The organism is Streptomyces sp. NBC_00986 (assembly GCF_045162565.1).
Taxonomy (GTDB): Bacteria; Actinomycetota; Actinomycetes; order Streptomycetales; family Streptomycetaceae; genus Streptomyces.
In genome coordinates this window covers 1,714,747-1,734,967 of sequence record NZ_CP108733.1, presented here as the reverse complement: position 1 = coordinate 1,734,967, position 20,221 = coordinate 1,714,747, and the positions used below count along the sequence as shown (strand labels likewise).

15 protein-coding genes are annotated in these 20,221 nt (G+C 68.4%); 7 read left to right on the top strand and 8 right to left on the bottom strand.

The window, feature by feature from the left end; translation table 11 throughout:
* Window positions 1-20: 20 nt before the first annotated feature.
* Both OG504_RS07720 and OG504_RS07715 read left to right on the top strand, forming a co-directional pair.
* Window positions 21-1,055 carry a LacI family DNA-binding transcriptional regulator gene (locus tag OG504_RS07720; protein ID WP_405996273.1) on the top strand — a complete coding sequence of 345 codons (1,035 nt, stop codon included), beginning with the start codon at window positions 21-23 and terminating at the stop codon, window positions 1,053-1,055.
* A 393-nt stretch (window positions 1,056-1,448) separates the two neighbouring features.
* Window positions 1,449-2,885, top strand: coding sequence for a benzaldehyde dehydrogenase (locus tag OG504_RS07715; RefSeq protein WP_405989068.1), 1,437 nt, complete (start codon window positions 1,449-1,451; stop codon window positions 2,883-2,885).
* Between the two features lie 40 nt (window positions 2,886-2,925).
* On the opposite strand, the gene trxA is transcribed toward OG504_RS07715, so the two are convergent.
* Window positions 2,926-3,312 carry a thioredoxin gene (gene trxA / locus OG504_RS07710; protein ID WP_033278987.1) on the bottom strand — a complete coding sequence of 129 codons (387 nt, stop codon included), beginning with the start codon at window positions 3,310-3,312 and terminating at the stop codon, window positions 2,926-2,928.
* A 123-nt stretch (window positions 3,313-3,435) separates the two neighbouring features.
* On the opposite strand from trxA, the gene OG504_RS07705 reads away from it, so the two are divergent.
* Window positions 3,436-4,866, top strand: a complete 1,431-nt coding sequence (locus OG504_RS07705; protein WP_405989067.1) for a dihydrolipoyl dehydrogenase family protein — start codon at window positions 3,436-3,438, stop codon at window positions 4,864-4,866.
* Window positions 4,867-4,902: 36 nt separating this feature from the next.
* Here OG504_RS07705 and OG504_RS07700 read toward each other — a convergent pair whose 3' ends face one another.
* Complete coding sequence (locus tag OG504_RS07700; protein WP_405989066.1) at window positions 4,903-5,547, bottom strand: peptide deformylase; 645 nt, start codon at window positions 5,545-5,547, stop codon at window positions 4,903-4,905.
* Between the two features lie 175 nt (window positions 5,548-5,722).
* On the opposite strand from OG504_RS07700, the gene OG504_RS07695 reads away from it, so the two are divergent.
* Window positions 5,723-7,111 (top strand): PepSY-associated TM helix domain-containing protein, encoded by a 1,389-nt coding sequence (locus OG504_RS07695; RefSeq protein ID WP_405989065.1) that lies wholly within the window; start codon window positions 5,723-5,725, stop codon window positions 7,109-7,111.
* A 69-nt stretch (window positions 7,112-7,180) separates the two neighbouring features.
* Here the strand turns inward: OG504_RS07695 and OG504_RS07690 are convergent, their stop codons facing one another.
* The 3 genes from OG504_RS07690 to OG504_RS07680 all read right to left on the bottom strand — a co-directional run bounded on the left by OG504_RS07690 (window position 7,181) and on the right by OG504_RS07680 (window position 8,523).
* A complete protein-coding gene (locus tag OG504_RS07690; protein WP_405989064.1) occupies window positions 7,181-7,528 on the bottom strand; it encodes a tetratricopeptide repeat protein in 348 nt (115 codons plus the stop codon).
* A 69-nt stretch (window positions 7,529-7,597) separates the two neighbouring features.
* Complete coding sequence (locus tag OG504_RS07685; protein ID WP_405989063.1) at window positions 7,598-8,044, bottom strand: MarR family transcriptional regulator; 447 nt, start codon at window positions 8,042-8,044, stop codon at window positions 7,598-7,600.
* The gene (locus OG504_RS07680) at window positions 8,041-8,523 is read right to left on the bottom strand and encodes a MarR family winged helix-turn-helix transcriptional regulator (RefSeq protein WP_405989062.1); all 483 of its coding nucleotides are present in this window, start codon (window positions 8,521-8,523) and stop codon (window positions 8,041-8,043) included. The genes OG504_RS07685 and OG504_RS07680 overlap by 4 nt, the downstream gene beginning before the upstream one ends.
* Before the next feature lie 138 nt (window positions 8,524-8,661).
* Here OG504_RS07680 and OG504_RS07675 point away from each other — a divergent pair, with 138 nt between their 5' ends.
* Complete coding sequence (locus OG504_RS07675; RefSeq protein WP_405989061.1) at window positions 8,662-9,627, top strand: pirin family protein; 966 nt, start codon at window positions 8,662-8,664, stop codon at window positions 9,625-9,627.
* A gap of 321 nt (window positions 9,628-9,948) precedes the next feature.
* Here OG504_RS07675 and OG504_RS07670 read toward each other — a convergent pair whose 3' ends face one another.
* Window positions 9,949-11,193: an IS256 family transposase gene (locus tag OG504_RS07670; protein WP_405989060.1), complete on the bottom strand. Its 1,245-nt coding sequence runs from the start codon at window positions 11,191-11,193 to the stop codon at window positions 9,949-9,951.
* 739 nt (window positions 11,194-11,932) lie between these two features.
* On the opposite strand from OG504_RS07670, the gene OG504_RS07665 reads away from it, so the two are divergent.
* Window positions 11,933-12,370 (top strand): recombinase family protein, encoded by a 438-nt coding sequence (locus tag OG504_RS07665; protein ID WP_405989059.1) that lies wholly within the window; start codon window positions 11,933-11,935, stop codon window positions 12,368-12,370.
* Between the two features lie 499 nt (window positions 12,371-12,869).
* Here the strand turns inward: OG504_RS07665 and OG504_RS07660 are convergent, their stop codons facing one another.
* Window positions 12,870-16,100, bottom strand: a complete 3,231-nt coding sequence (locus OG504_RS07660; protein WP_405989058.1) for an AfsR/SARP family transcriptional regulator — start codon at window positions 16,098-16,100, stop codon at window positions 12,870-12,872.
* Window positions 16,101-16,323: 223 nt separating this feature from the next.
* Here OG504_RS07660 and OG504_RS07655 point away from each other — a divergent pair, with 223 nt between their 5' ends.
* Window positions 16,324-17,580, top strand: a complete 1,257-nt coding sequence (locus tag OG504_RS07655) for a hypothetical protein (protein ID WP_405989057.1) — start codon at window positions 16,324-16,326, stop codon at window positions 17,578-17,580.
* Between the two features lie 439 nt (window positions 17,581-18,019).
* Here the strand turns inward: OG504_RS07655 and OG504_RS07650 are convergent, their stop codons facing one another.
* Window positions 18,020-19,936, bottom strand: coding sequence for a tetratricopeptide repeat protein (locus OG504_RS07650; protein WP_405989056.1), 1,917 nt, complete (start codon window positions 19,934-19,936; stop codon window positions 18,020-18,022).
* Window positions 19,937-20,221 lie beyond the last annotated feature (285 nt).

Sequence of the window (20,221 nt, the reverse complement as noted above, 5' to 3'; positions counted from 1 at the left end):
CTGCCAAGATGCCGTACGTCATGGTGCAGATACCGAAAACGCCCGCAGCCCCGTCGCCCGCACCGCGCTCCGTGCCCACGAGCGCCGATGTGGCCCGCCTGGCCGGCGTCTCACGCGCGACCGTCTCCTACGTCCTCAACAACACCAGTGCCGTACGGATCAGCGAACCCACCCGCCGCCGCGTCCACGAGGCCGCCAAGGAACTCGGGTACGTCCCGCACGCGGCGGCCCGCAGCCTGCGCGCCGGGCACAGCCGGATGGTGCTGATGCCGGCGCCGACCGTGCCGGTGGGACTCCTCTACAGCCAGTTCATCAACGAACTCCAGTGGGCGCTCAGCCGCCTCGACTACACGGTCGTGCAGCACGGGTCCGTCGGTCTGCGCGGCGACGAGGCCGCCCGCGCCTGGGCCGAACTGCGCCCGGTCGCCGTCCTGGTGCCCGGTGCGGGGCTCGGCCCGCAGGGTGTCGAGATCCTCAAGCGCTCCGGTGCGCGGGCCGTCCTCACGCTCGGCCCCGAGAAGGTCGAGGGGGCTCACGCCCTGCTCCTGGACCACGAAGGTGTCGGCCACTGCGCCGGCGCGCATCTGTACGGACGCGGCCGGCGCCGGATCGGTGTGGTCGTGCCCGAGGAGCCCGGCATGGGGGTGTTCTCCCGGCCCCGCCTCGACGGTGTGCGCCGCGCCCTGCTCGGCACGGACGCCACGGCGACCGAACTCCCGCTCGCCTACAGCGAGGAGAGCGCCGCCCGGACCGCCGCCCGCTGGCGTGACCTCGGCCTCGACGCGGTGTTCGCGTACAACGACGAGTACGCGATGCTGCTGATGCGCGCCCTCCAGGACGAGGGCATCCGCATCCCCGAGGACACGGCCGTGATCGGCGCCGACGACCTCATGATCGGCCGGCTGCTGCGCCCGCGCCTGAGCACCGTCCACATCCAACTGCCCTCCGGCCACGACCTGGCCGAACTGGTCGACACCGCGGTACGCGAACCGGGCGGGGTACCGGGCATCCACGAACTGCTCGGCGCGTCGGTGGTGCACCGCGACTCCAGCTGACCGGGGTGTGGTGCGTGCGGCTGCGATTCGGGGGAGGGAGTCGACGCGACGGGGGTCCTCCCACTCGGGCGAAGCCGGGCGTAGGGGAGTCGGTGACCGCGCCGGCTTCGAGCCGACGACCGCGTCTCGCCTCGCCTGGGCCTGGAGCCCGCGCGCACCGCGGCCCGGCGACCGCGTCCACCCAGACCCCGCGACCGCGCCCAGGGCGATCCGGCCGTACGCGACTAGGATGTTGCGTGCTCAACCAGACGGGGATGCGGGCGACCACCGGACGCTGCTCGCGCGTCTGTGCCGGATCACCGCATCCCGTCGCGCGGCCGCCCAACGGGCCGTGAGGACACGGGACTTGCGCTGCCCGGGTGGGTCCCGCCGGTGACGGATCGGAGAACCACGATGCCTCTGCTCGACGCCAAGACCTGGCAGCCCCGCCCCCTCTCGGGCCCCGAGTACCCGGTAACCGAGCCAGCCACGGGTGACACGCTCGGCACCGTCACGCTCGCCGCCGCCGAGGACGTACGGCCGGCCGTCCGGGCGGCCCGTGCCGCGCAGGCCGAGTGGGCGCGCGTCCCGCACTTCGTCCGCGCCGGTGTGCTGCGCAAGGCCGGTGACCTGTTCGCCGCGCACGCCGAGGAACTGCGCGAGTGGATCGTGCGGGAGTCCGGGTCGATCCCCGGCAAGGCGGACTTCGAACTGCACGTCGCCGCCCAGGAGTGCTACGAGGCCGCCGCCCTCGCCTCCCGCCCCGCCGGGCAGGTCCTCCCCACCGAGGTGCCCCGGCTGTCGTACACCCGGCGCATCCCGGTCGGGGTCGTCGGCGTGATCGCGCCGTTCAACGCCCCGCTTATCCTCTCCATCCGCTCGGTCGCCCCGGCGCTCGCGCTCGGCAACGGGGTCGTCCTCAAGCCGGACCCGCGCACGGCGGTCTGCGGGGGACTGTCGCTCGCGGCGGTCTTCGCGGAGGCGGGCCTGCCCGAGGAGCTGTTCCACGTCCTGCCGGGCGGTGCCGACGTGGGTGCGGCACTCGTCGCCGACCCGCAGGTGCCCGTGATCTCCTTCACCGGCTCAACTGCCGCCGGTCGCGCGGTCGGTGAGGCGGCGGGGCGTCATCTCAAGCGCGCGCACCTGGAGTTGGGCGGGAACTCGGCTCTGATCGTGCTGGCGGACGCGGACCTGGACGCGGTGATCTCGACGGCGGCCTGGGGTTCGTTCTTCCATCAGGGCCAGATCTGCATGACGACGGGCCGCCATCTCGTCCACGAGTCGCTCTACGAGGAGTACGTCGAACGCCTCGCGGCCAAGGCCGACTTGCTCGCCGTGGGCGACCCGCACCGCGCGCAGGTGCACCTCGGCCCGATCATCGACGCGGCCCAACTGGCCAAGATCCACGGCCTGGTCGAGGCCAGCGCGTCAACTGGCGCCAGGCTGGCGGCCGGTGGGACCCACGAGGACCTCTTCTACCGGCCGACCGTCCTCGCCGACGTGGACGACAACACCCCCGCCTACGCGGAGGAGGTCTTCGGCCCGGTCGCGCCGGTACGGTCCTTCGCCACCGTCGACGAGGCGGCGGCGCTGGCCGCGACGGGACCGTACGGCCTGTCGCTCGGCATCGTCACGCGCGACAGCGCCCGCGGCCTGGACCTGGCGGAACGCATCCCCACCGGGATCGTCCACATCAACGACCAGACCGTGAACGACGAGGCCGTGGCCCCCTTCGGCGGGGTCGCCGCGTCCGGCACCGGCGCCCGCTTCGGCGGCGAGGCCAACCTGGAGGCCTTCACCGACGTGCGCTGGACGACGGTGCGCGGGGACGTGGCGTCGTACCCGTTCTGAAACGAGGGTCTGAAAACCCGGAGGAAAAATCCCCGAGGGCTTACTGACCGTTCTGCTCGGCCTGCTCCTGCTGCTCGGCGACGGACTTGCGGACCTCGTCCATGTCGAGCTTGCGGGCCTGGCCGATGACGTCCGTCAGGGCGGCCTCCGGCAGGGCGCCGGGCTGGGCGAACACGGCGACGCGGTCACGGACGATCATCAGCGTGGGAATCGACTGGATGCCGAAGGCCTGCGCCAGCTCGGGCTGGGCCTCGGTGTCGATCTTGCCGAAGACGAGGTCCGGGTTCTCGTCGGCCGCCTTCTCGTAGACCGGGGCGAACTGACGGCACGGCCCGCACCAGGACGCCCAGAAGTCGATCAGGACGAAGTCGTTGTCCGTGACCGTCTGGTCGAAGTTCTCCTTGGTGAGCTCCACGGTGCTGCTCATGACGTGATTCCCTCTTCCTCGATGTGGGGGGCGAAGCCGTCCCGGACAACACGGTCGTCCGGTCCCGTATTCCGCGCCCCTACCCGTGTGGCCACAGCGCACACCACCCAGCAGACTGGCCCCATGACGGAAACGGAATCCATCGCGTACGACGTCGTGGTGCTCGGGGCCGGGCCCGTGGGGGAGAACGTCGCCGACCGCACCCGTGCGGCCGGTCTCTCCACCGCGATCGTGGAGAGCGAACTGGTCGGCGGCGAGTGCTCGTACTGGGCGTGCATGCCCAGCAAGGCCCTGCTGCGCCCGGTCATCGCCCGCGCCGACGCCCGCCGCGTGCCCGGCCTCGGCCACCTCGTCCAAGGACCCCTCGACACCGCCGCGGTCCTCGCCCACCGCGACTACGAGGCCTCGGGCTGGAAGGACGACGGCCAGGTCCAGTGGCTCGACGGCATCGCCGCCGACCTCTACCGCGGCCAGGGCCGCCTCGACGGCCCCCGCAAGGTGACGGTGACGGGCCCCGACGGCGTACGGCACGTCCTCACCGCCCGGCACGCCGTCGCGGTCTGCACCGGCACCCGCGCCCTGCTGCCGGACATGCCCGGACTCGACGAGATCAAGCCCTGGACAAGCCGCGAGGCCACCAGCGCCAAGGCCGCGCCCGGCCGGCTCATCGTGGTCGGCGGCGGGGTCGTCGCCGTCGAGATGGCGACCGCCTGGCAGGCCCTCGGCTCCCGCGTCACCCTCCTCGTCCGCGGCAAGGGCCTGCTGCCCCGCATGGAGCCCTTCGCCGGCGAACTGGTCGCCGACGCGCTCACCGAGGCCGGCGTCGACCTGCGCACGGGTACGTCCGTTGCGGCGGTGACCCGCGAGAACGGCACCGTCGCGGCCCTGCTCGAGGGCGGCGACCGCATCGAGGCCGACGAGATCCTCTTCGCCACCGGACGCGCCCCGCAGACCGACGACATCGGCCTCGACACGATCGGCCTGGCACCGGGCTCCTGGCTCACGGTGGACGACAGCCTGCGTGTCCCGGACAGCGACTGGCTGTACGCGGTCGGCGACGTCAACCACCGCGCCCTCCTCACCCACCAGGGCAAGTACCAGGCCCGTATCGCGGGCGCCGCGATCGCCGCCCGCGCCGAGGGCGTCCCGCTGCTGGAGACCGACCCGTGGGGCGCCCACGCGGCCACCGCCGACCACGACGCGGTCCCCCAGGTCGTCTTCACCGACCCGGAGGCCGCGTCCGTCGGCCTCTCCCTCGCCGAGGCCGAACAGGCCGGCCACCGAGTCCGCGCGGTCGACGTCGAGTTCTCCTCGGTCGCCGGCGCGGGCCTCTACGCCGACGGCTACCGGGGCCGCGCCCGCATGATCGTCGACCTCGACGAGGAGATCCTGCGCGGCGTGACGTTCGTGGGCCCCGGTGTAGGCGAACTGATCCACTCGGCCACGATCGCCGTCGCCGGCCAGGTCCCGATCAACCGCCTGTGGCACGCGGTCCCGTCCTACCCGACGATCAGCGAGGTGTGGCTGCGCCTGCTGGAGGCCTACCGAGGCTGAACACGCCTGATGGCTATGGGTAGTTGAGTTGATTCCCTACGGCAGTTCGAAGCCGAGCGCAGCCGATGCCTGGTCCGGTGTCGGCTGCGCCCAGCGCTCCGCCATCGCCTCGTTCGAGGACAGCGAGCGCAGTTCGGCCCGGTCCAGGTAGAGCAGGCCGTCGAGGTGGTCCGTCTCGTGCTGGACGATCCGTGCGGGCCACCCCGTGAAGACCTCGTCCACCGGCCGCCCGTGCTCGTCCTGCCCGGTCAGCCGCACCGAGGCGTGCCTCGCGACCACGGCCTGCCAGCCCGGCACGCTCAGGCACCCCTCGAAGAACGCGGCCCGCCCGTCACCGACTGGCTCGTACGCCGGATTGACCAGCACCCGGAACGGCTGCGGCACCCGCCCCCGCGCCTCCCGCACCTCGTCCGGCACCGGCGCCGGGTCCTCGATCACCGCGATCCGCAGCCCCACTCCGACCTGCGGCGCCGCGACCCCCACCCCCGGTGCGGCATGCATGGTCACGCGCAACGCCTCGACGAACCGGGCCAGCAGCGCGGGCTCCAACTGTCCGTCGAACGGCTCGATACCGCGCCTGAGCACCGGGTCACCGGCCGAGACGATGGGCAACGGGCCGCCACCGGCGAGGAGTTCCTCGATCCGCTCGGCCAGGGGTACGTGATCACTGGGAAGTGCCATCGCGCCAGGATGCCACGACCTCCGGCGCGTTCCGATGTGACCCACGCCATACACATCCCCGGGAACTCACGCCCTTCACGCCCCGACTACTGGACCACTACGGCTACGACACATCGCCACCAGCCCGATCCCATGCCTTCGTCCCCCTCCTCCTCGCCCCCGGAGAAGCCAGCCCATGTCCACCGCTCCCTCGACGACCACGGCCGAGGCCCCGCAAGACGCCCCGGCACCGTCCCCCAGCCGCTGGGCCCCGCTGCGCCCCCTGGTCCTGCGGCTGCACTTCTACGCCGGAGTGCTCGTCGCCCCGTTCCTGCTCGTCGCCGCCACCACCGGCTTCCTGTACGCCGGTGCCTTCCAGGCCGAACGGATCGTGTACGCCCATGAGTTGACCGTGTCCGTGGGGGACCGTGAGCTGCCGATCTCGCAGCAGGTGACCGCCGCCCGCACGGCGCACCCCGAGGGCACGGTCTCGGCGGTACGACCCTCACCGGAGGCCGGTGCCACCACCCGCGTCATGCTTTCCGGCGTCAAGGGCATCGCCGCCGACCACACCCTCGCGGTGTTCGTCGACCCGTACACCGGAAAGGTCCGCGGCGCGCTCGAGCAGTACGGCTCGACCGGCGCGCTCCCGCTGCGCACCTGGATCGACGAACTCCACCGCGATCTCCACCTCGGTCAAACCGGCCGTCTCTACAGCGAGTTCGCCGCGAGCTGGCTGTGGGTCATCGCGGGCGGTGGCCTGGTGCTGTGGTTCTCCCGGCGTCGCGCCCTGCGCAAGGTGCGCGGCACGAGCGGCCGGCGCCGCACCCTCGGCCTGCACGGCACGGTGGGTGTCTGGACCGCCGTGGGCTTCATCTTCCTGTCGGCGACCGGACTGACCTGGTCGACCTACGCCGGCGCCAACATCGACCAACTCCGCACGTCCCTGGGCCAGTCGACGCCCTCGGTGTCGGCCGCGGCGAGCGGTGAGCACGCGGGCCACGGCGGCTCCGCCGCGACCGGCGACGCCCAACACGGCGTAGGACTCGACAGGATCCTCGCCGCCGCGCGTGCCAAGGGGCTGGGCAACCCGGTCGAGATCGTTCCGCCCGCCGACGCGAACTCGGCGTACGTCGTCCGGCAGGTACAGCGCAGCTGGCCCGAGAAACAGGACGCCGTCGCCGTCGACCCCGCCACCGGCAAGGTCACCGACGAACTCCGGTTCGCGGACTACCCGTTGCTCGCCAAACTGACCCGCTGGGGCATCGACCTGCACACCGGCGTCCTCTTCGGCCTCGTCAACCAGATAGCCCTGATGCTGCTCGCCGGGTCCCTGGTCCTGCTGATCGTGTGGGGCTACCGCATGTGGTGGCAGCGCGGCCGGGGTTCGTCCTTCGGCCGTCCGATACCGCGCGGCGCCTGGGCGCAGATGTCGCCGTTGCTCCTCGTCCCGTGCCTGGCCGTGATCGCCGTACTCGGCTATTTCGTACCGCTGTTGGGGATTCCGCTCGCCGCGTTCATCGCCGTGGACGTGGTGCTGGGCGAGATCGCGCACCGGCGCGGGCAGCGGACGTACGCGAAGTAGCGACGCACGCGAAGGGGCCCGGTTCCGTGCCGGAACCGGGCCCCTTCGCTGCTTGAACTCCGCCGCGTCTCAGACCCGCTCGAAGTCACCCGCGAGTGCCGAGGCGATCCGCAGATGCGGGCCTGCCTCCTCGTGCCGCCCCTGGCGCTCGAGCGTGCGGCCCAGCATCAGCCGCGCGTAGTGCTCCACCGGGTCGCGCTCCACCAGGACGCGCAACTCGGCCTCGGCGCGCCGGAGTTGGGCCGAGTGGTAGTAGGAACGCGCCAGCAGCAGGCGCGGCCCGGTCTGCTCGGGCACCTCCTCGACCAGCCCGCCCAACACCCGCGCCGCCGCGGCGTAGTCCTTGGCGTCGAAGAACATCTGCGCGCGCTCCCAGCGCTCCGCCGGTGTTCCGTGGTCGTAGTAAGTCATGTCCACTTGACCTCCTTCGACCTGCTCAACGGACCGGGTTGGTTGAATATTCCACTACCTATCCGGCCGTCTTTCTCACCCTGCCGCGGCGGCCAGTTCGGCGTTGGCCCGCTCGGCGACCAGGGTCAGCACGCGGCCGGTGGCCAGGAGGTCCTCCTCGGGGATGTCGCCCCAGATCCTGGCGCTCGCCGCGCTCGTCTCCTGCGTGATCCGTTCGTACAGGGCCCGGCCCGCGTCCGTGATCCGCACTTCGGACGCGTCCGTCGCGACGAGCCCGGCCGCGATCAGTTCGTCGATGGTGCCCTGAACGGAGTCCTCGTCGGCCTTCAGGGCCGCGACGGTGTCCGCGGCGAGCTGTCCGCGGTCGACCGGCCCGGCGGCGAGAGCGACCGGCCGCAGGACTATCTGCTGCTGGAAGACGAGGTCGTGACGGGTGAGGACGCTCTCCAGGACGGCGCGGGCGGCGTAGTGGGCCAGGCCGAGCATGCGGGCGTCCGCGGGAGTCGTGGTGGTTGTGGTCATGGCTGCTCCTTCTCGTGCTCACTCGTGTGGTCAAGAGGTGTGTCGAGCAGGGTCGTCAGATCCCGGCTGAACTCCCGGGCCCGTGCGCTGCCGAGACCGCCGAGTGGTTCCAGCAACTGCTCCAGGAGTCCGTGGACGACCTTGATGGCCTCCCGGGTCACCTCGCGGCCCTGCTCGGTGAGGGCCAGTTGGATCGCGCGGGGGTCGTGGGGGTCCCGGGTGCGCTCGACGAGGCCGGCCGTCTCCAGGGCGCGGGCCAGCTTCGAGACGTAGAGCGCTTCGAGGCCGGTGTGGTCGGCGAGGTGACGCTGGCTGGGGCGCAGCCCGGAACGCTGCATGCCGTACAGCGACGCCACCAGGGAGTACTGCGCATGGGTCAGTCCCAGGGGTGCCACCGCGCGGTCGACCGCCACGCGCCACTTCATCGACAGTCGCCAGACCAGGAAACCGGGTGTCGCGCCCTCGGATGCCGTACTCATGCCCGATACAGTACATGGCTACTATATCCATGGCTACTATTTTCGGACGGAGGAACGGCGTCCGAGAGCGCGGGGCATGGGAACCGGCGAGGGGCTTACGGACTGACGGAACGGCCTCGGCGGGACTAGGTTGTCGCCATGAGCAATCTTGATCGCGAAGCGGTTCCGGCCCTGTGCGGCGGCCGCGGTTTCGTGGTGGCGGAGCCCGTCCGTGAACTCCTCAGCCCGCGCCGGGTCCAGCTCGGCGAGTCCACCGAAGTCCGCCGACTGCTGCCCAACCTGGGCCGCCGCATGGTCGGCGCCTGGTGCTTCGTGGATCACTACGGCCCCGACGACATCGCCGACGAGCCCGGCATGCAGGTGCCCCCGCACCCCCACATGGGCCTGCAGACGGTGAGCTGGCTGCACGAGGGCGAGGTGCTGCACCGCGACTCGACCGGCAGCGTCGCGACGATCCGCCCGCGCGAACTCGGCCTCATGACCTCCGGCCGCGCGATCAGCCACGCCGAGCAGAGCCCCAAGGCGCACGCCCGCTTCCTGCACGGCGCGCAGCTCTGGGTCGCCCTCCCCGACAGCGACCGCCATGTCGAGCCGCACTTCGAGCATCACGCCGAACTGCCCGTCGTCACCGCGCCGGGCCTGCGCGCCACGATCGTCCTCGGCGACGTCGACGGCGCGACCTCGCCCGGCACGACGTACACCCCGATCGTCGGCGCGGACCTGGCCCTCGCCGCCGGTGCGGACGTACGCCTGCCGCTGGAACCGGACTTCGAGTACGCCGTCCTCGCCATGTCCGGCGAGGCCCACGTCGACGGCGTCCCGGTCCTCCCGGGCTCGATGCTCTACCTCGGCTGCGGCCGCACCGAACTCCCGCTGCGCGCCGCGTCTGACGCGGGGCTGATGCTGCTGGGGGGCGAGCCGTTCGACGAGGAGCTGATCATGTTCTGGAACTGGATCGGACGGTCCCAGGAGGAGATCGTACAGGCGCGTGAGGACTGGATGACAGGGTCTCGGTTCGGTGAGGTGAAGGGGTACGACGGGGCACCGCTGCCGGCTCCTGAGCTGCCTCCGCTGGCGCTGAAGCCGCGGGGGAGAGTGCGCTGACCTGCTGGAATGCGCCGCTGGGCTGCCTGTGGTGGGGATCTGTGTACTTCCGCCCACGGCGCCTGGGCGGTGCCCGAGGTTGTGCGTGGGCCGAGGCTTGAGGGGCTCGATGCGGACGAGGTGTCGATTCCAAGGTGTGGCTGCGTGTGGGTGTCTGTGGCAGACCTCTTGCTGACTTTTGCTGACTTTTCTGACGCCGCGTCAGTTGGTGCTGGAGTTTGAGGGCGGGCTCCGGTGGCGGCGTGCTTGGCGAGTCGTTCTCCTGGCGTCAGGTAGCGCGAGGGTGCCTTCGGGGAGGTCATGTCCCGCGGGGTGGTGTAGTCACGGCAGCTGTTTCGGTTCCGGTTGTGTGGTGATCTGCGGTTCGGGTTCGGTTGGCTTGGTGGTGAGGAGTTCGGCCATGGAGGCTTCGGAGAGGTAGCGGCGGTCGAAGACCTGCCATTCGTCGTGGAGTTCGGCCAGCACTGCGGCGGCGAGCCGGTCCAGGGCGGCGGGGTTGGGGAAGACCTGGACGACGTCGGCCCGCCGTTTGATCTCCCGGTTCAGCCGCTCCAGCGGGTTGGTCGACCAGATCTTCTTCCAGTGCGCCGACGGGAAGTCGGCGAACGCGGTGATGTCGGTTGCGGCGTCCAGCAGCATCGTCTTGACCCTTGGGAACTGCCGTCCGAGCATGTCGGCGACCACGTTCAGCTGGGTGCGCACCTGCTCGCCGGTGGTCTGCGCGAAGATCGTGCGGATGGTGGCGGCGACCATCTCTCCGGAACCCCTCTCGATCACCGAGAACACGTCCCGGACGAAGTGAACCCGGCAGCGTTGCCAGGCCGCGCCGAGGAAAACGGTGCGGATCGCGGCCACCAGACCACTGTGGCTGTCGGAGATGACCAGCTGGACGTTGTCCAGGCCTCGGGCCCGAAGCGAGCGCAGGAACTTCGTCCAGAACGGCTTCGACTCGCTGTCGCCGACCATCAGGCCGAGGATCTCGCGGTGCCCGGTGGCGGAAATGCCGGTCGCGATGACCACGGCCTGCGAGGCGATCCGGTGATTCACCCTCGCCTTGCAGTAGGTGGCATCCAAGAAGACGTAGGGGAAGACGGTGTGATCCAGTGGCCGTTCCTTGAACGCGGTCAGTTCCTCGTCCAGTTCGCCGCAGATCCGCGAGACCTCGGACTTGGAGATCCCGCTGTCCGCACCCAGTGCTTTGACCAGGTCATCGACCGAGCGGGTCGAGACCCCGTGCACGTATGCCTCCATCACCACGGCGAACAACGCCCGGTCGATCCGCCGCCGGCGTTCCAGCAGAGACGGGAAGAACGACCCGCTCCGCACCTTCGGGATCTTCAGATCCAGGTCACCGGCCTGCGTGGTCAGCAGCCTCTCCCGGTGTCCGTTGCGCCAGGTCGTGCGCGTCTCGGTGTGCTCACGCGGCGCGGCACCGATCACATCGGTGGCCTCGGCCTCGATCAGCTCCTGCAGGATGCGCTCGCACACCACCCTGATTGCTTCAACTCCCTCGGCCCGACGTAGTGACTCCAGCAGCCGCATCAGCTCAGACTGGGACAAGGCCATCGCGTGCTCCTCCGGTTGAACCGCCCGTTCACCAGGGAGACTTGCGCGATGGCCTGCCCTTGTTCAGGGAGCATGCACCGCCAGCGGATGCACGCCCCGGGCAGACACCCGCGCGTTCCGGGACCGTGCCCGACTACACCACCTCATGGGACGCGATCTTCGGGGACGGTGAAGGTTGGGTCCGTCGGCGTTTGAGCCCGGCTGTCCAGCGATTGGTGGGTACCAACAAAATTGCGCGAACCGCGATCCTTTGGTCCGTACGAGGAGCACACCGTGTGGGGGCGACGGTCTCCTTCGGCTGGGCGTCATCTCCGCAAGCGTGAAGCGCAGTCGACGCGGCCAGTGGGAAGGGCGTCCCCATGATGGGGCTCATCCTGGGGGGCTACGCATGACATCTGGCCCGAGTTCAGAGGCAGTGCGTTGCAGTAGTTTTCCCCGTAGCTGTGGGGAACGCTGTGCCTGTTGTGTTCCGTTGTTCTGGTCTTCGCGGCGATCCCCGTCGGTGCACAGGTATTTAACGCGGGCGGTGGTGTAGGTGGACACCAACATTGACAATGCCAACCGTCGCATGGGGTTGAGCTTCCTGGGCTGAGCCAGATCGTCCTGGGTGTGGTCGTCGATTCTCCGTACGCTCCATGCGTTACAGGAGACGACGATGCCCAGTACGCGATGGGACAAGATCGAGCGACCGTACGACGGATGCTGAAAGTGCCTGTTGGGAGTACGTCGACTGTCTCGCATGAAGGCGGCAACGTCCTCCCCCGAACGCCAGCGTGACGACGTTCTCACGGCGACAGAAGCGGTCGGTGGCCACATCTTCGGCTGGGCGGATGACTGGGAGGTCTCCGGAGCCACCGATCCCGTGACGCGACCCAGACTTGGCCCTTGGCTTCGAGACGAGCGTGGTTCGTACGACGGACTTGTCGCGGCCGCCGTGGATCGGTTGGGCCGCAACGTCGTGGACTGTCTGAACACGGGCTACAAGATGCGTGATGAGGGGAAGCTGCCCATCACCTATGGCCATGACGGTCCGTGGGATCTGGACGATCAGGTTGACGAGAACCGCTTCACTGTAGAGGCGTGGGGCGCCCAGATGGAACTGCGCGCGATCCAGCGCCGGAATCGCCACATCACGGTCAAGATGCGGGCTGCGGGCCGGCCGAAGAGCAAGCCGTGATGGTCACCGAGGCGTCATGCCTGACCACCTCTGTCCACGATCGACCGAGCAGGTCCTCGTTGGTCGAGGTGGGCGCGATGGTTCCGTGAGCCATGGCCGCCGGGCCGGCGTGGATGGATTGCTCACCCCGGCGGGGCCGCCGACCGCCACCTGTCCCGCGTTGGTGCGAGCCACCGCGAACATCGCGATGACGAACGTTCGGGTGGACGGACGAGCCGCTCATGGCCAGGTCACACTTAGCGGCATGTAGATATATGCCACGCATGTTCGACTTTCGCAAATGCTCTGCATCACCCTTGATCTTCCGGTACGTTCTCGCGAGCCGGAGTGATCATTCGTGCGCCTCGGCAGTCCAACTCGCTAGTGATGAGGAATACGTTGAAGATCCTTCCGAGACTCATTGTCGCCTCGTTCCATGTCATGAACGCCACCTTCGTGGCAGTGGTGGTACTCCGCTGGATGTGGTGACACAGGGCATGACCGGCTCCTGGGTAGGGGGTCAGGAGCCGGTCGACGCGTGCCTCGCCAGTAGTTGGAGCAATTGCTCGGCCTTCTCGTCGGCGCCGATGCGGCGATAGATGGCCACGGCCTGTTCGCCGTACCGCCGGGCCTGCTCGATCCCATGGAGACGCAGGACGGCGGTACGCGCGAGCCCTGCCAGTGCCTGCGCGGTACCCAAGGGGAAATCGACGCTACGAGCCACCAAGAGAGCCTCCTCGTAGCCTTTGAACGCGATGTCGAGCCGCCCCGAATCACGTTGGACGTCCGCCGCTCCGATCGCTGCGCGCAGTCGTTCGTACGGGTTGTCGATGCGAATAGCGACCTGCTCCGCCATGGTGAAGTGCAACAGCGCCTCACCTCTTCGCCCCGATGCGGCGTACGCCGTACCCATGCTGATCAGAACATCGGCCTCGCCCAGTACATCACCACTATCACGGTGAGCTTCGAGGGCCCTGCGGAAACTGACCAGGGCCTGGTCAGTCCGTCCCGCTGCCTGGTGCACCGCGCCGAGATTGGTGTCGAGGATCGCGAGCTCCAACGGACCGCCGTGCTCCCGCATCAGGAGCAGCGACCGTTCGTAGCAGTCGCGGGCCTCGCCGTACTGCCCCTGGAGGTAGTGGAGCTCGCCGCGATTGTTCAGCGCCTGGGCCACCCCGTAGAAGTCGGGAAGCGTTTCGTAGATGGCCTGCATGAGTTCCACGCTGTGGAGAGCCTCGTCGTACTGGCTGGCGTAGTAGAGCGTCACGCCTTCCACGTTGAGGCACTCGGCTTCCCCTGGCCTGTCGCCGACCTCGCGATACAACGCCAGTGACTCTTTCAGGACGTTCATGGCTGTGTCCCCGTGGCCGGCTGCGAGGTGGGCACGCCCCGTCTGGAGTAGCGCGTCAGCGCGGCCGTTGCCGTCCTGCAGATCGTCGTAGATTGACAGGGCCTCGTGCGCGCAACGTAAGGCTTCGCCATGGTTTCGCTGCGCGAGTAGATCGGCGCGGTCTGTCAGGGCGCGGCCGAGCATGAGTCGGTCGCCCGAAGTGCGGAGGATCGGTACGGCCACGGCGAAGAGGTCTGCGGCGGTGTCTTGCATGCCCCACAGTTTCAGGGGACGAGCCAGGATGCTCGGGAAGGGCCCGGCGTATTCCGGGTAGTGCCGTGCGGCCGTGCGCGCCGCCGCCAGAAGATTGGCGCGTTCCACTGTGAGCCACACGGAGGCTTCGTCAATGCTCGAGAAATCCAGGGCATAGCGTGATTCCGTATCAGTGCTCAGCGGAACCGCTCTGCGATGTGGATGGATGATCCGGTCTGCTCGCCGCGCGGTGGTGAGGTGGAAGGAGACGAGGCGGCCGACCGATGTGTTCCGGCCAGGGGCATACGGTTCTTGGGCGCCGACGTGTAGGCCGAAAGCACGAGTCAGATCGTGCAGTCGGTATCGACCGTGCACTGGCTCCTCAAGGAGGCTGGAGTCGAGTAGTTCTTCAATGGATTTCTTCAACAGCGCTGGCGTACCGTCGAATTCTGTCCCGACCAGGGCCGCTGCTGCATCCAAGGTGATGTCGGGTCCGGTTGGCAAGGAAAGGCGGCATAACAGCTGTTGGGCAGGACCACTGAGTTCGGCATAGGAAATCTGGAAGACCGCGGTGATCAGGTCGTCGAATTCCTCAAGCGGATTGCTTGAGTGCGTCAGATGATCGAGAAGGTCCTGAACGGTCCATGAGTCCCGATGGCGGAAACGGCTCGCGATCAACTGGATGGCCAATGGATGACCCTCGCATACCTCCACGACCCTCTCCACTGCCTGCGGTTCGGCGGACGATCTTGAAGAGCCTACGATCCGAGTGAAAAGGGTGACCGCCTCCGACTTGGAGAGTGCGTCCACGGGCAAAGCCGTGGCGCTGTCGAGTCCTGCCAGCCGGCTCCGGGTTGTCACGATGGCGTGACAAGTGGCGCTACCAGGCAGGAGTGGGCGTACCTGGTCTTTGTCCCTGGCGTTGTCGATCACCACGAGTACGCGCCGTCGCGCCGTCCACTCGCGCCATCGGACGATCATTTCCTCCAGAGTGTCCGGAAGTTCGCCGGACCAACCTGTCGAGTGTAAGAGGATGCCCATCGCCTCCGCCGGGGAAAGAGGCTGCTGACTGCTGTACCCCAGCAGATCCACGTAGAACTGGCCATCTGGATAGGCTGCGGACAGGCGGTGCGCGGCGTGCACTGCCAGTGCTGTCTTTCCGATGCCGGGCATGCCGTACACGACGGTGACCGGAAGGGCTGCGGATGCGTCACTTTCGGCAGCCGAGGAATTCAACAGGATGCGCAGTTCGGCGACCCTCCCGGTGAAGTCCCGAGTACTTCGGGGCAGGGAGTTCCGGGATTCCTGTGTGAGCGTCAGAGCGGGCGACTCGGCCTCTGTGCGCATGAGGTCGCGATCCTGTTCGAGCATACGGATATGGAGATCTTGGAGTTCTCTGTCCGGCTCTATCCCTTGGCTTTCGTGCAGCCTTCCCCGCGTGTCCCGGTAGACGGCGAGAGCCTCGTCGTGGCGTCCGGAACGGTACAGAGCAAGCATCAAGGACCCGATCGCTCTCTGTGCGAACGGATTCTGTGACGCGATTTCCTGGAGTTCACCGATCAGGTCCGCATGCCGCCCCAACTGCATTTCCAGGCCGATCCGTTCCTCGCGAACCCTTCGATGCTCCTCTGTCCACCGGGAACGCACGGACAAGGCCCAGGTGTTGTCGGCGAACTCGGCCAACGGTTCCCCACGCCACAGGGTTTCGGTAGTGCGCAACAACCCGATGGCCAACTCACGATCACCCCGTGCCGCCGCGTCCGCCGCGTCCGCCCGTAGGCGCTGTTGCCGGAGCAGATCGATGTCTTCCGGATCGGCCCGCAGCTGGTACAGACGAGGCGAGGGCCGCTCCACCCACGCCAGTTCGTCGCCTACGGCCTTCCGTAGCCGCCTCCGGATCCGTGACAGGTAACTGTGCAGTGTCTCCGTGGCTGTTGGAGGCGGATCCCCGTTCCAGAGGCGATCCATCAATGTGCCCACAGAGATCGGTTCGCCCCGAGCGTGGACGAGTGCGGCGAGGACGCATCTCTCCTTCAGCGATCCCAGTTCGTACTGCCGCTGCTCGTGCCACAGCTCAAGAGGTCCCAGAGCAAGAAGTTCCACCATCACCCCCGACGGGTGTGCTTCTTCCTGTCGCCTTCGGTAGAGACCGCACACTTGTGCGGGCACTCGTTCCACTGTTCTGCCGGGAGGTGGGGTGAGGGCAGGGGCGCATAGAAGCGCGACCGGCGCACAGGGGTAGTGAGCGACGATTGCACTGGAGTGCAGGGTTCCTGCAAGCCCGCCATCCTCCCCGCGGGGCATCCCCTGGGCATGGGCCGTCGATGGCCCATCAGGGACTGCGTATGAGCCGCGGTCGCGGAGACAGAAGGAGAAGCGGGGGAATTCGACGATGAGCGTCACAGTGTCCGAGTCGTACCAGCGTCATGTGCCGGTGCGTCTGGACGTCGAGCGATGGGCCACTCTCCGAACTCGCAGGCGAGTTCTCGTCGTGGTGCACACGGTGATCGCGGGGCAGCGGCTGCTCGACACGATCCGCCTGCTCGAAGGCGACGTCAGGGTGCAGATTGTTTTCACCCAAGCACCGGATGTGTTCAGCAATGGTGTGGCGGAATATCTGGAACAACTGGGTGGCCTCGTGCTGCCGTGGAGTCAGGCGGTGCAGACGCATTTCCACCTGGCGTTGGCCGCTGCCCACGGCGGGCTCCACGAGCTTCAGACACCGGTGATCGTGCTTCCGCACGGAGCCGGGCACAACAAGATCCCCGCTGCCGGACGAAACGGTACTCCGGCAGCGCAGCGCGGTGTCTACGGTCTCAGCCGGCAGCGTCTGGTGCGAGACGGCACACTCGTGCCGGAGGTCGTGGTGCTGGCCCACCACGAGGAGTTGGCGAGGCTCGGCCGTGAATGCCCCGAAGCCCTGCCCGTCGCGGAAGTGGTGGGTGATCCGTGCTTCGACCGCATCGCCGTCAGCCTCCCCTCCCGCGCGTTGTACCGGGAAGCCCTTGGCATCAAAGCCGGACAGCGTATGGTCCTCGCCTGCTCGACCTGGGGTCCCGACTCGCTTCTCGGGCAGGGGTGGGACCTTCTGGAGCGACTGGCCACCGAACTGCCTCGGGACGAGTTCCGGATCGTGGCGCTCCTGCATCCCCACGTCTGGAACGCGCATGGCGACTGGCAGGTACGAGCCTGGCTCGCCGGGCTGGCTCGCTCCGGGCTCACCCTGATCAGCCCACACGGGGATTGGGCGGGGGCGGTTGTCGCCGCTGACTACATCGTCGGGGACCACGGGTCCGTCTCCCTCTACGCCGCGATGACAGGGGTTCCCGTTCTCATGGGGGGCCGGCTCGACGCCGACGTGGATCCGGGCTCGCCGCTCGCCGAGCTCATGTCCTTCGCGCCACGCCTGCGCGGAGACCGTCCCCTGCGTCCGCAGCTCAGGCGAAGTGCCGCGACCTGCCGCTCCCACCGATACGAGCGTGTGGCGGCCCGCATCTCGTCGGAACCCGGCCGGTTCTCACACAAGATGCGGGCACTGCTCTACCGAAAACTGCGATTACGGCCCCTCGGCGCGCGAGTGGCCACAGCACCGGCACGCCTCCCGCTCACGATTCGATACGACGAACCGGGAAGCGTGACGGTGCCGTGACGACAATGTTCATCGCCCTGGTCTCCGAGACGGCGGAGTCGAAGAGCGCCGGGGCGTCCGGCCCGGTGCGCCGTGTCCGCAGCGTGCTGCTGGATCCGGGGTCCGAGAGCCTGACCGTGGACGAACACACCAGGACCCGCCTTCCCGCACCGGATCGTTGGTCACAACTCGGCGATGTCCTGGTCGAGCGCGGCACGGGAGCGTCGACGGCCGCTTCAACAGCCGCCTCTCATCCGGGTGTTCTGGTGGTCGCCGTCCACCGTGGCCGTCGGTGCTGGCTCCGGCTTGGCGCGGTCGGCACCATGTGCGAATTCCAAGCCGGAGGACCAGAGTTCCCGGACGATGCGTGGGAAACGCTCGCGTCGTTGGCTCATGCATGGCTGGTGGCCGGGAGACCTGCATCTGAGTTCGGATCGGTGCCGTTGTATGTGCTCCGAGTTCAGCCCTCCTGCTCGCCATTCTCCAGACGCTGGAGCCGACGCTGCGCGACGACCGCTTCGTCCGATCGCGAACGACCCACGGAGGAGTAGAGGTTGAGCGCCTCCCGGTAGTACTCGCGGGAGGCGCGAGCGTTCCCGCGCCGCTCGGCGACTTCAGCCAGGCCGCCGACGGCGTGGGCCATCTCGTAGTTCGCGGTCATGCCGCGCAGTGTCGCCAACGCGGCGGAGAACTGTTCTTCCGCCTGGTCGAGATGGTGCAGGGCGAGATGGGCGCGCCCCAGGACCGTGCTCGCCCGCGCCGCGTTGTACGTGTCACCCGCGTCCTGAAGAGTGCGGCGGGCGACACCACCCTGCTGAATCGTCTCTTCAGGGTCGCCCACGGCAAGAGCCACGTCGGCGAGGTTCAGCCGGGCGAGTGCCCCGGCCCGTTCATCTCCGCTGGCCGGTAGTTCCGCGGTGGCGCGCCGAAAGAGTTCGACCGCCTCACTCAGCTGTCCGAGACGCTGCAGGGCGAGCCCTCGATAGTTGAGCGTACGGGCCACGCCGAGCCGGTTGCCGCGGTGTGTGAAGAGTCCTGCGGCGCGCTCGAACATCTCCAAGGCGACCTCATGGTTTCCGGAGCCGAGTTGCCCCACTCCGCCAGACGTGAGCATCCGGCATTCGGCCGCCGTGTCACCCAGCTCGGCTGCGGCTTCCAGCCCTACTTCGTGTGCGGTGCGCCAGTCGTCGTAGAACTTCCGTCGCAGGAAGAGGGGCCACAAGGCATCGGCGAGCTGCCATCCGACGGTCGGAATGCCGGCGGAACGGGATTGGCGGATCACGGCCATCAGGTTGGGCAGTTCGCGCTCCAGCCAGTCCAGGGCGGCTTCGGCGTCGTGTCCGACATTCGCGGTGACCACGGGATCGGCACCGTAGTTCCGGGGCATCGTGCGGTGTTGGGGGTCGATGATCTCCTCGGCGCAGGTGGCGCTGGCGAGGTAGTGGTCGGCGATACGGCGGACGACTCGCGAGCGTTCCTCCGGCGACTCTTCCGCCTGCGCCTTCGTCGCAGCGTGCAAGCGCACGAGATCGTGAAAGCGGTGACGGTCATCTCCAGTTTCGAGGAGCAGGCTCGCGTTGTGCAGCGTCTCCAGGAGCTCCTCAGTGTTGCCTTCACCGGCGAGCACCGCCGTCGCGACCGTGCTCCCGAATTCCGAACCGAAGTGCAGTCCCAACAGCCGATAGAGCCGGGCGGCCGGAGGCGACAGAGCCCGGTACGACAGGTCCAGCGCCGCTCGCACATTGTGGTCGCCGTCTATGGCCAGCGCCTCCAACCGGTCGTGCTCCTCCGTAAGTGCTCGGACCATCGTGGTGATAGGCCGTTTCGGTCGCGCCACTAGCCGGGCACCTGCGACTCGTACGGCCAGCGGCAGTCCGGCGCACAACTCGACCAGGATGCGTGCGTCATCGGGCTGGGCCGCCACGCGGCCGTCGGACAAGGTATCGGCGAGGAGTTCCACGGCGGCTTCAGGAGCGAGCGATTCCAGATGCACGGGATAGCAGCCGTCCAGGGTCAGTCCTGGCAGTCGGCTGCGGCTGGTAACTGCGGTGACATTTCCGCCCGCAGGCAGCAGCGGCCGCACCTGGGCCGCCGTCGCGGCGTCGTCGAGCAGTACGGCAAGATGTCGACCGTCAGTCAACGACCTGTATAAAACGGTCCGTTCAGCCAGTGTCGCGGGAACCTGCTGTCCCTGAACGCCCAACGCCCGCACGAAGCGTCCGAGTATCTCCTCCGGGGCAACCGGTCCACCAGCCGACTGAGCACCAAGGTCTGCGTACAACTGTCCGTCCGGAAAGTAGGGACGCAGGGTATGCAGCCATCGGAGCGCGAAGGCAGTTTTTCCGACGCCGCCCAAGCCGCTCACCAGAGTCGACATCGGCCGCTCCTCCCGCCTGACACGGGCTCGATGCTGCTCCAGTTCCTCGAGTTCCAGTGACCGATCGACGAGGTGCCCGGACGGTGGAAGCTGCCAGGGAGTCTGTCGGAGGGGGCCTGCCGCGGTGCTGATGTGGACGCCGCCGTACACCACATGGGCCTGGACGGACGAGCCGTGCACTGTGCCGCTCAACTCGTTGTGTGAACTGAGCTCATGGCCCTGCACTCACGCCCCCAATCCCCGTGCGGGTACTGATTCCTTGAGCAGATCCTTTCCGTACGTGTG

Coding starts and splice junctions, on each gene's coding strand:
- OG504_RS07720 (WP_405996273.1), top strand. CDS start 21: ATGGTGCAGATACCGAAAACGCCCGCAGCCCCGTCGCCCGCACCGCGC.
- OG504_RS07715 (WP_405989068.1), top strand. CDS start 1,449: ATGCCTCTGCTCGACGCCAAGACCTGGCAGCCCCGCCCCCTCTCGGGC.
- trxA (WP_033278987.1), bottom strand. CDS start 3,312: ATGAGCAGCACCGTGGAGCTCACCAAGGAGAACTTCGACCAGACGGTC.
- OG504_RS07705 (WP_405989067.1), top strand. CDS start 3,436: ATGACGGAAACGGAATCCATCGCGTACGACGTCGTGGTGCTCGGGGCC.
- OG504_RS07700 (WP_405989066.1), bottom strand. CDS start 5,547: ATGGCACTTCCCAGTGATCACGTACCCCTGGCCGAGCGGATCGAGGAA.
- OG504_RS07695 (WP_405989065.1), top strand. CDS start 5,723: ATGTCCACCGCTCCCTCGACGACCACGGCCGAGGCCCCGCAAGACGCC.
- OG504_RS07685 (WP_405989063.1), bottom strand. CDS start 8,044: ATGACCACAACCACCACGACTCCCGCGGACGCCCGCATGCTCGGCCTG.
- OG504_RS07680 (WP_405989062.1), bottom strand. CDS start 8,523: ATGAGTACGGCATCCGAGGGCGCGACACCCGGTTTCCTGGTCTGGCGA.
- OG504_RS07675 (WP_405989061.1), top strand. CDS start 8,662: ATGAGCAATCTTGATCGCGAAGCGGTTCCGGCCCTGTGCGGCGGCCGC.
- OG504_RS07670 (WP_405989060.1), bottom strand. CDS start 11,193: ATGGCCTTGTCCCAGTCTGAGCTGATGCGGCTGCTGGAGTCACTACGT.
- OG504_RS07665 (WP_405989059.1), top strand. CDS start 11,933: ATGAAGGCGGCAACGTCCTCCCCCGAACGCCAGCGTGACGACGTTCTC.
- OG504_RS07655 (WP_405989057.1), top strand. CDS start 16,324: ATGAGCGTCACAGTGTCCGAGTCGTACCAGCGTCATGTGCCGGTGCGT.
- OG504_RS07650 (WP_405989056.1), bottom strand. CDS start 19,936: ATGTCGACTCTGGTGAGCGGCTTGGGCGGCGTCGGAAAAACTGCCTTC.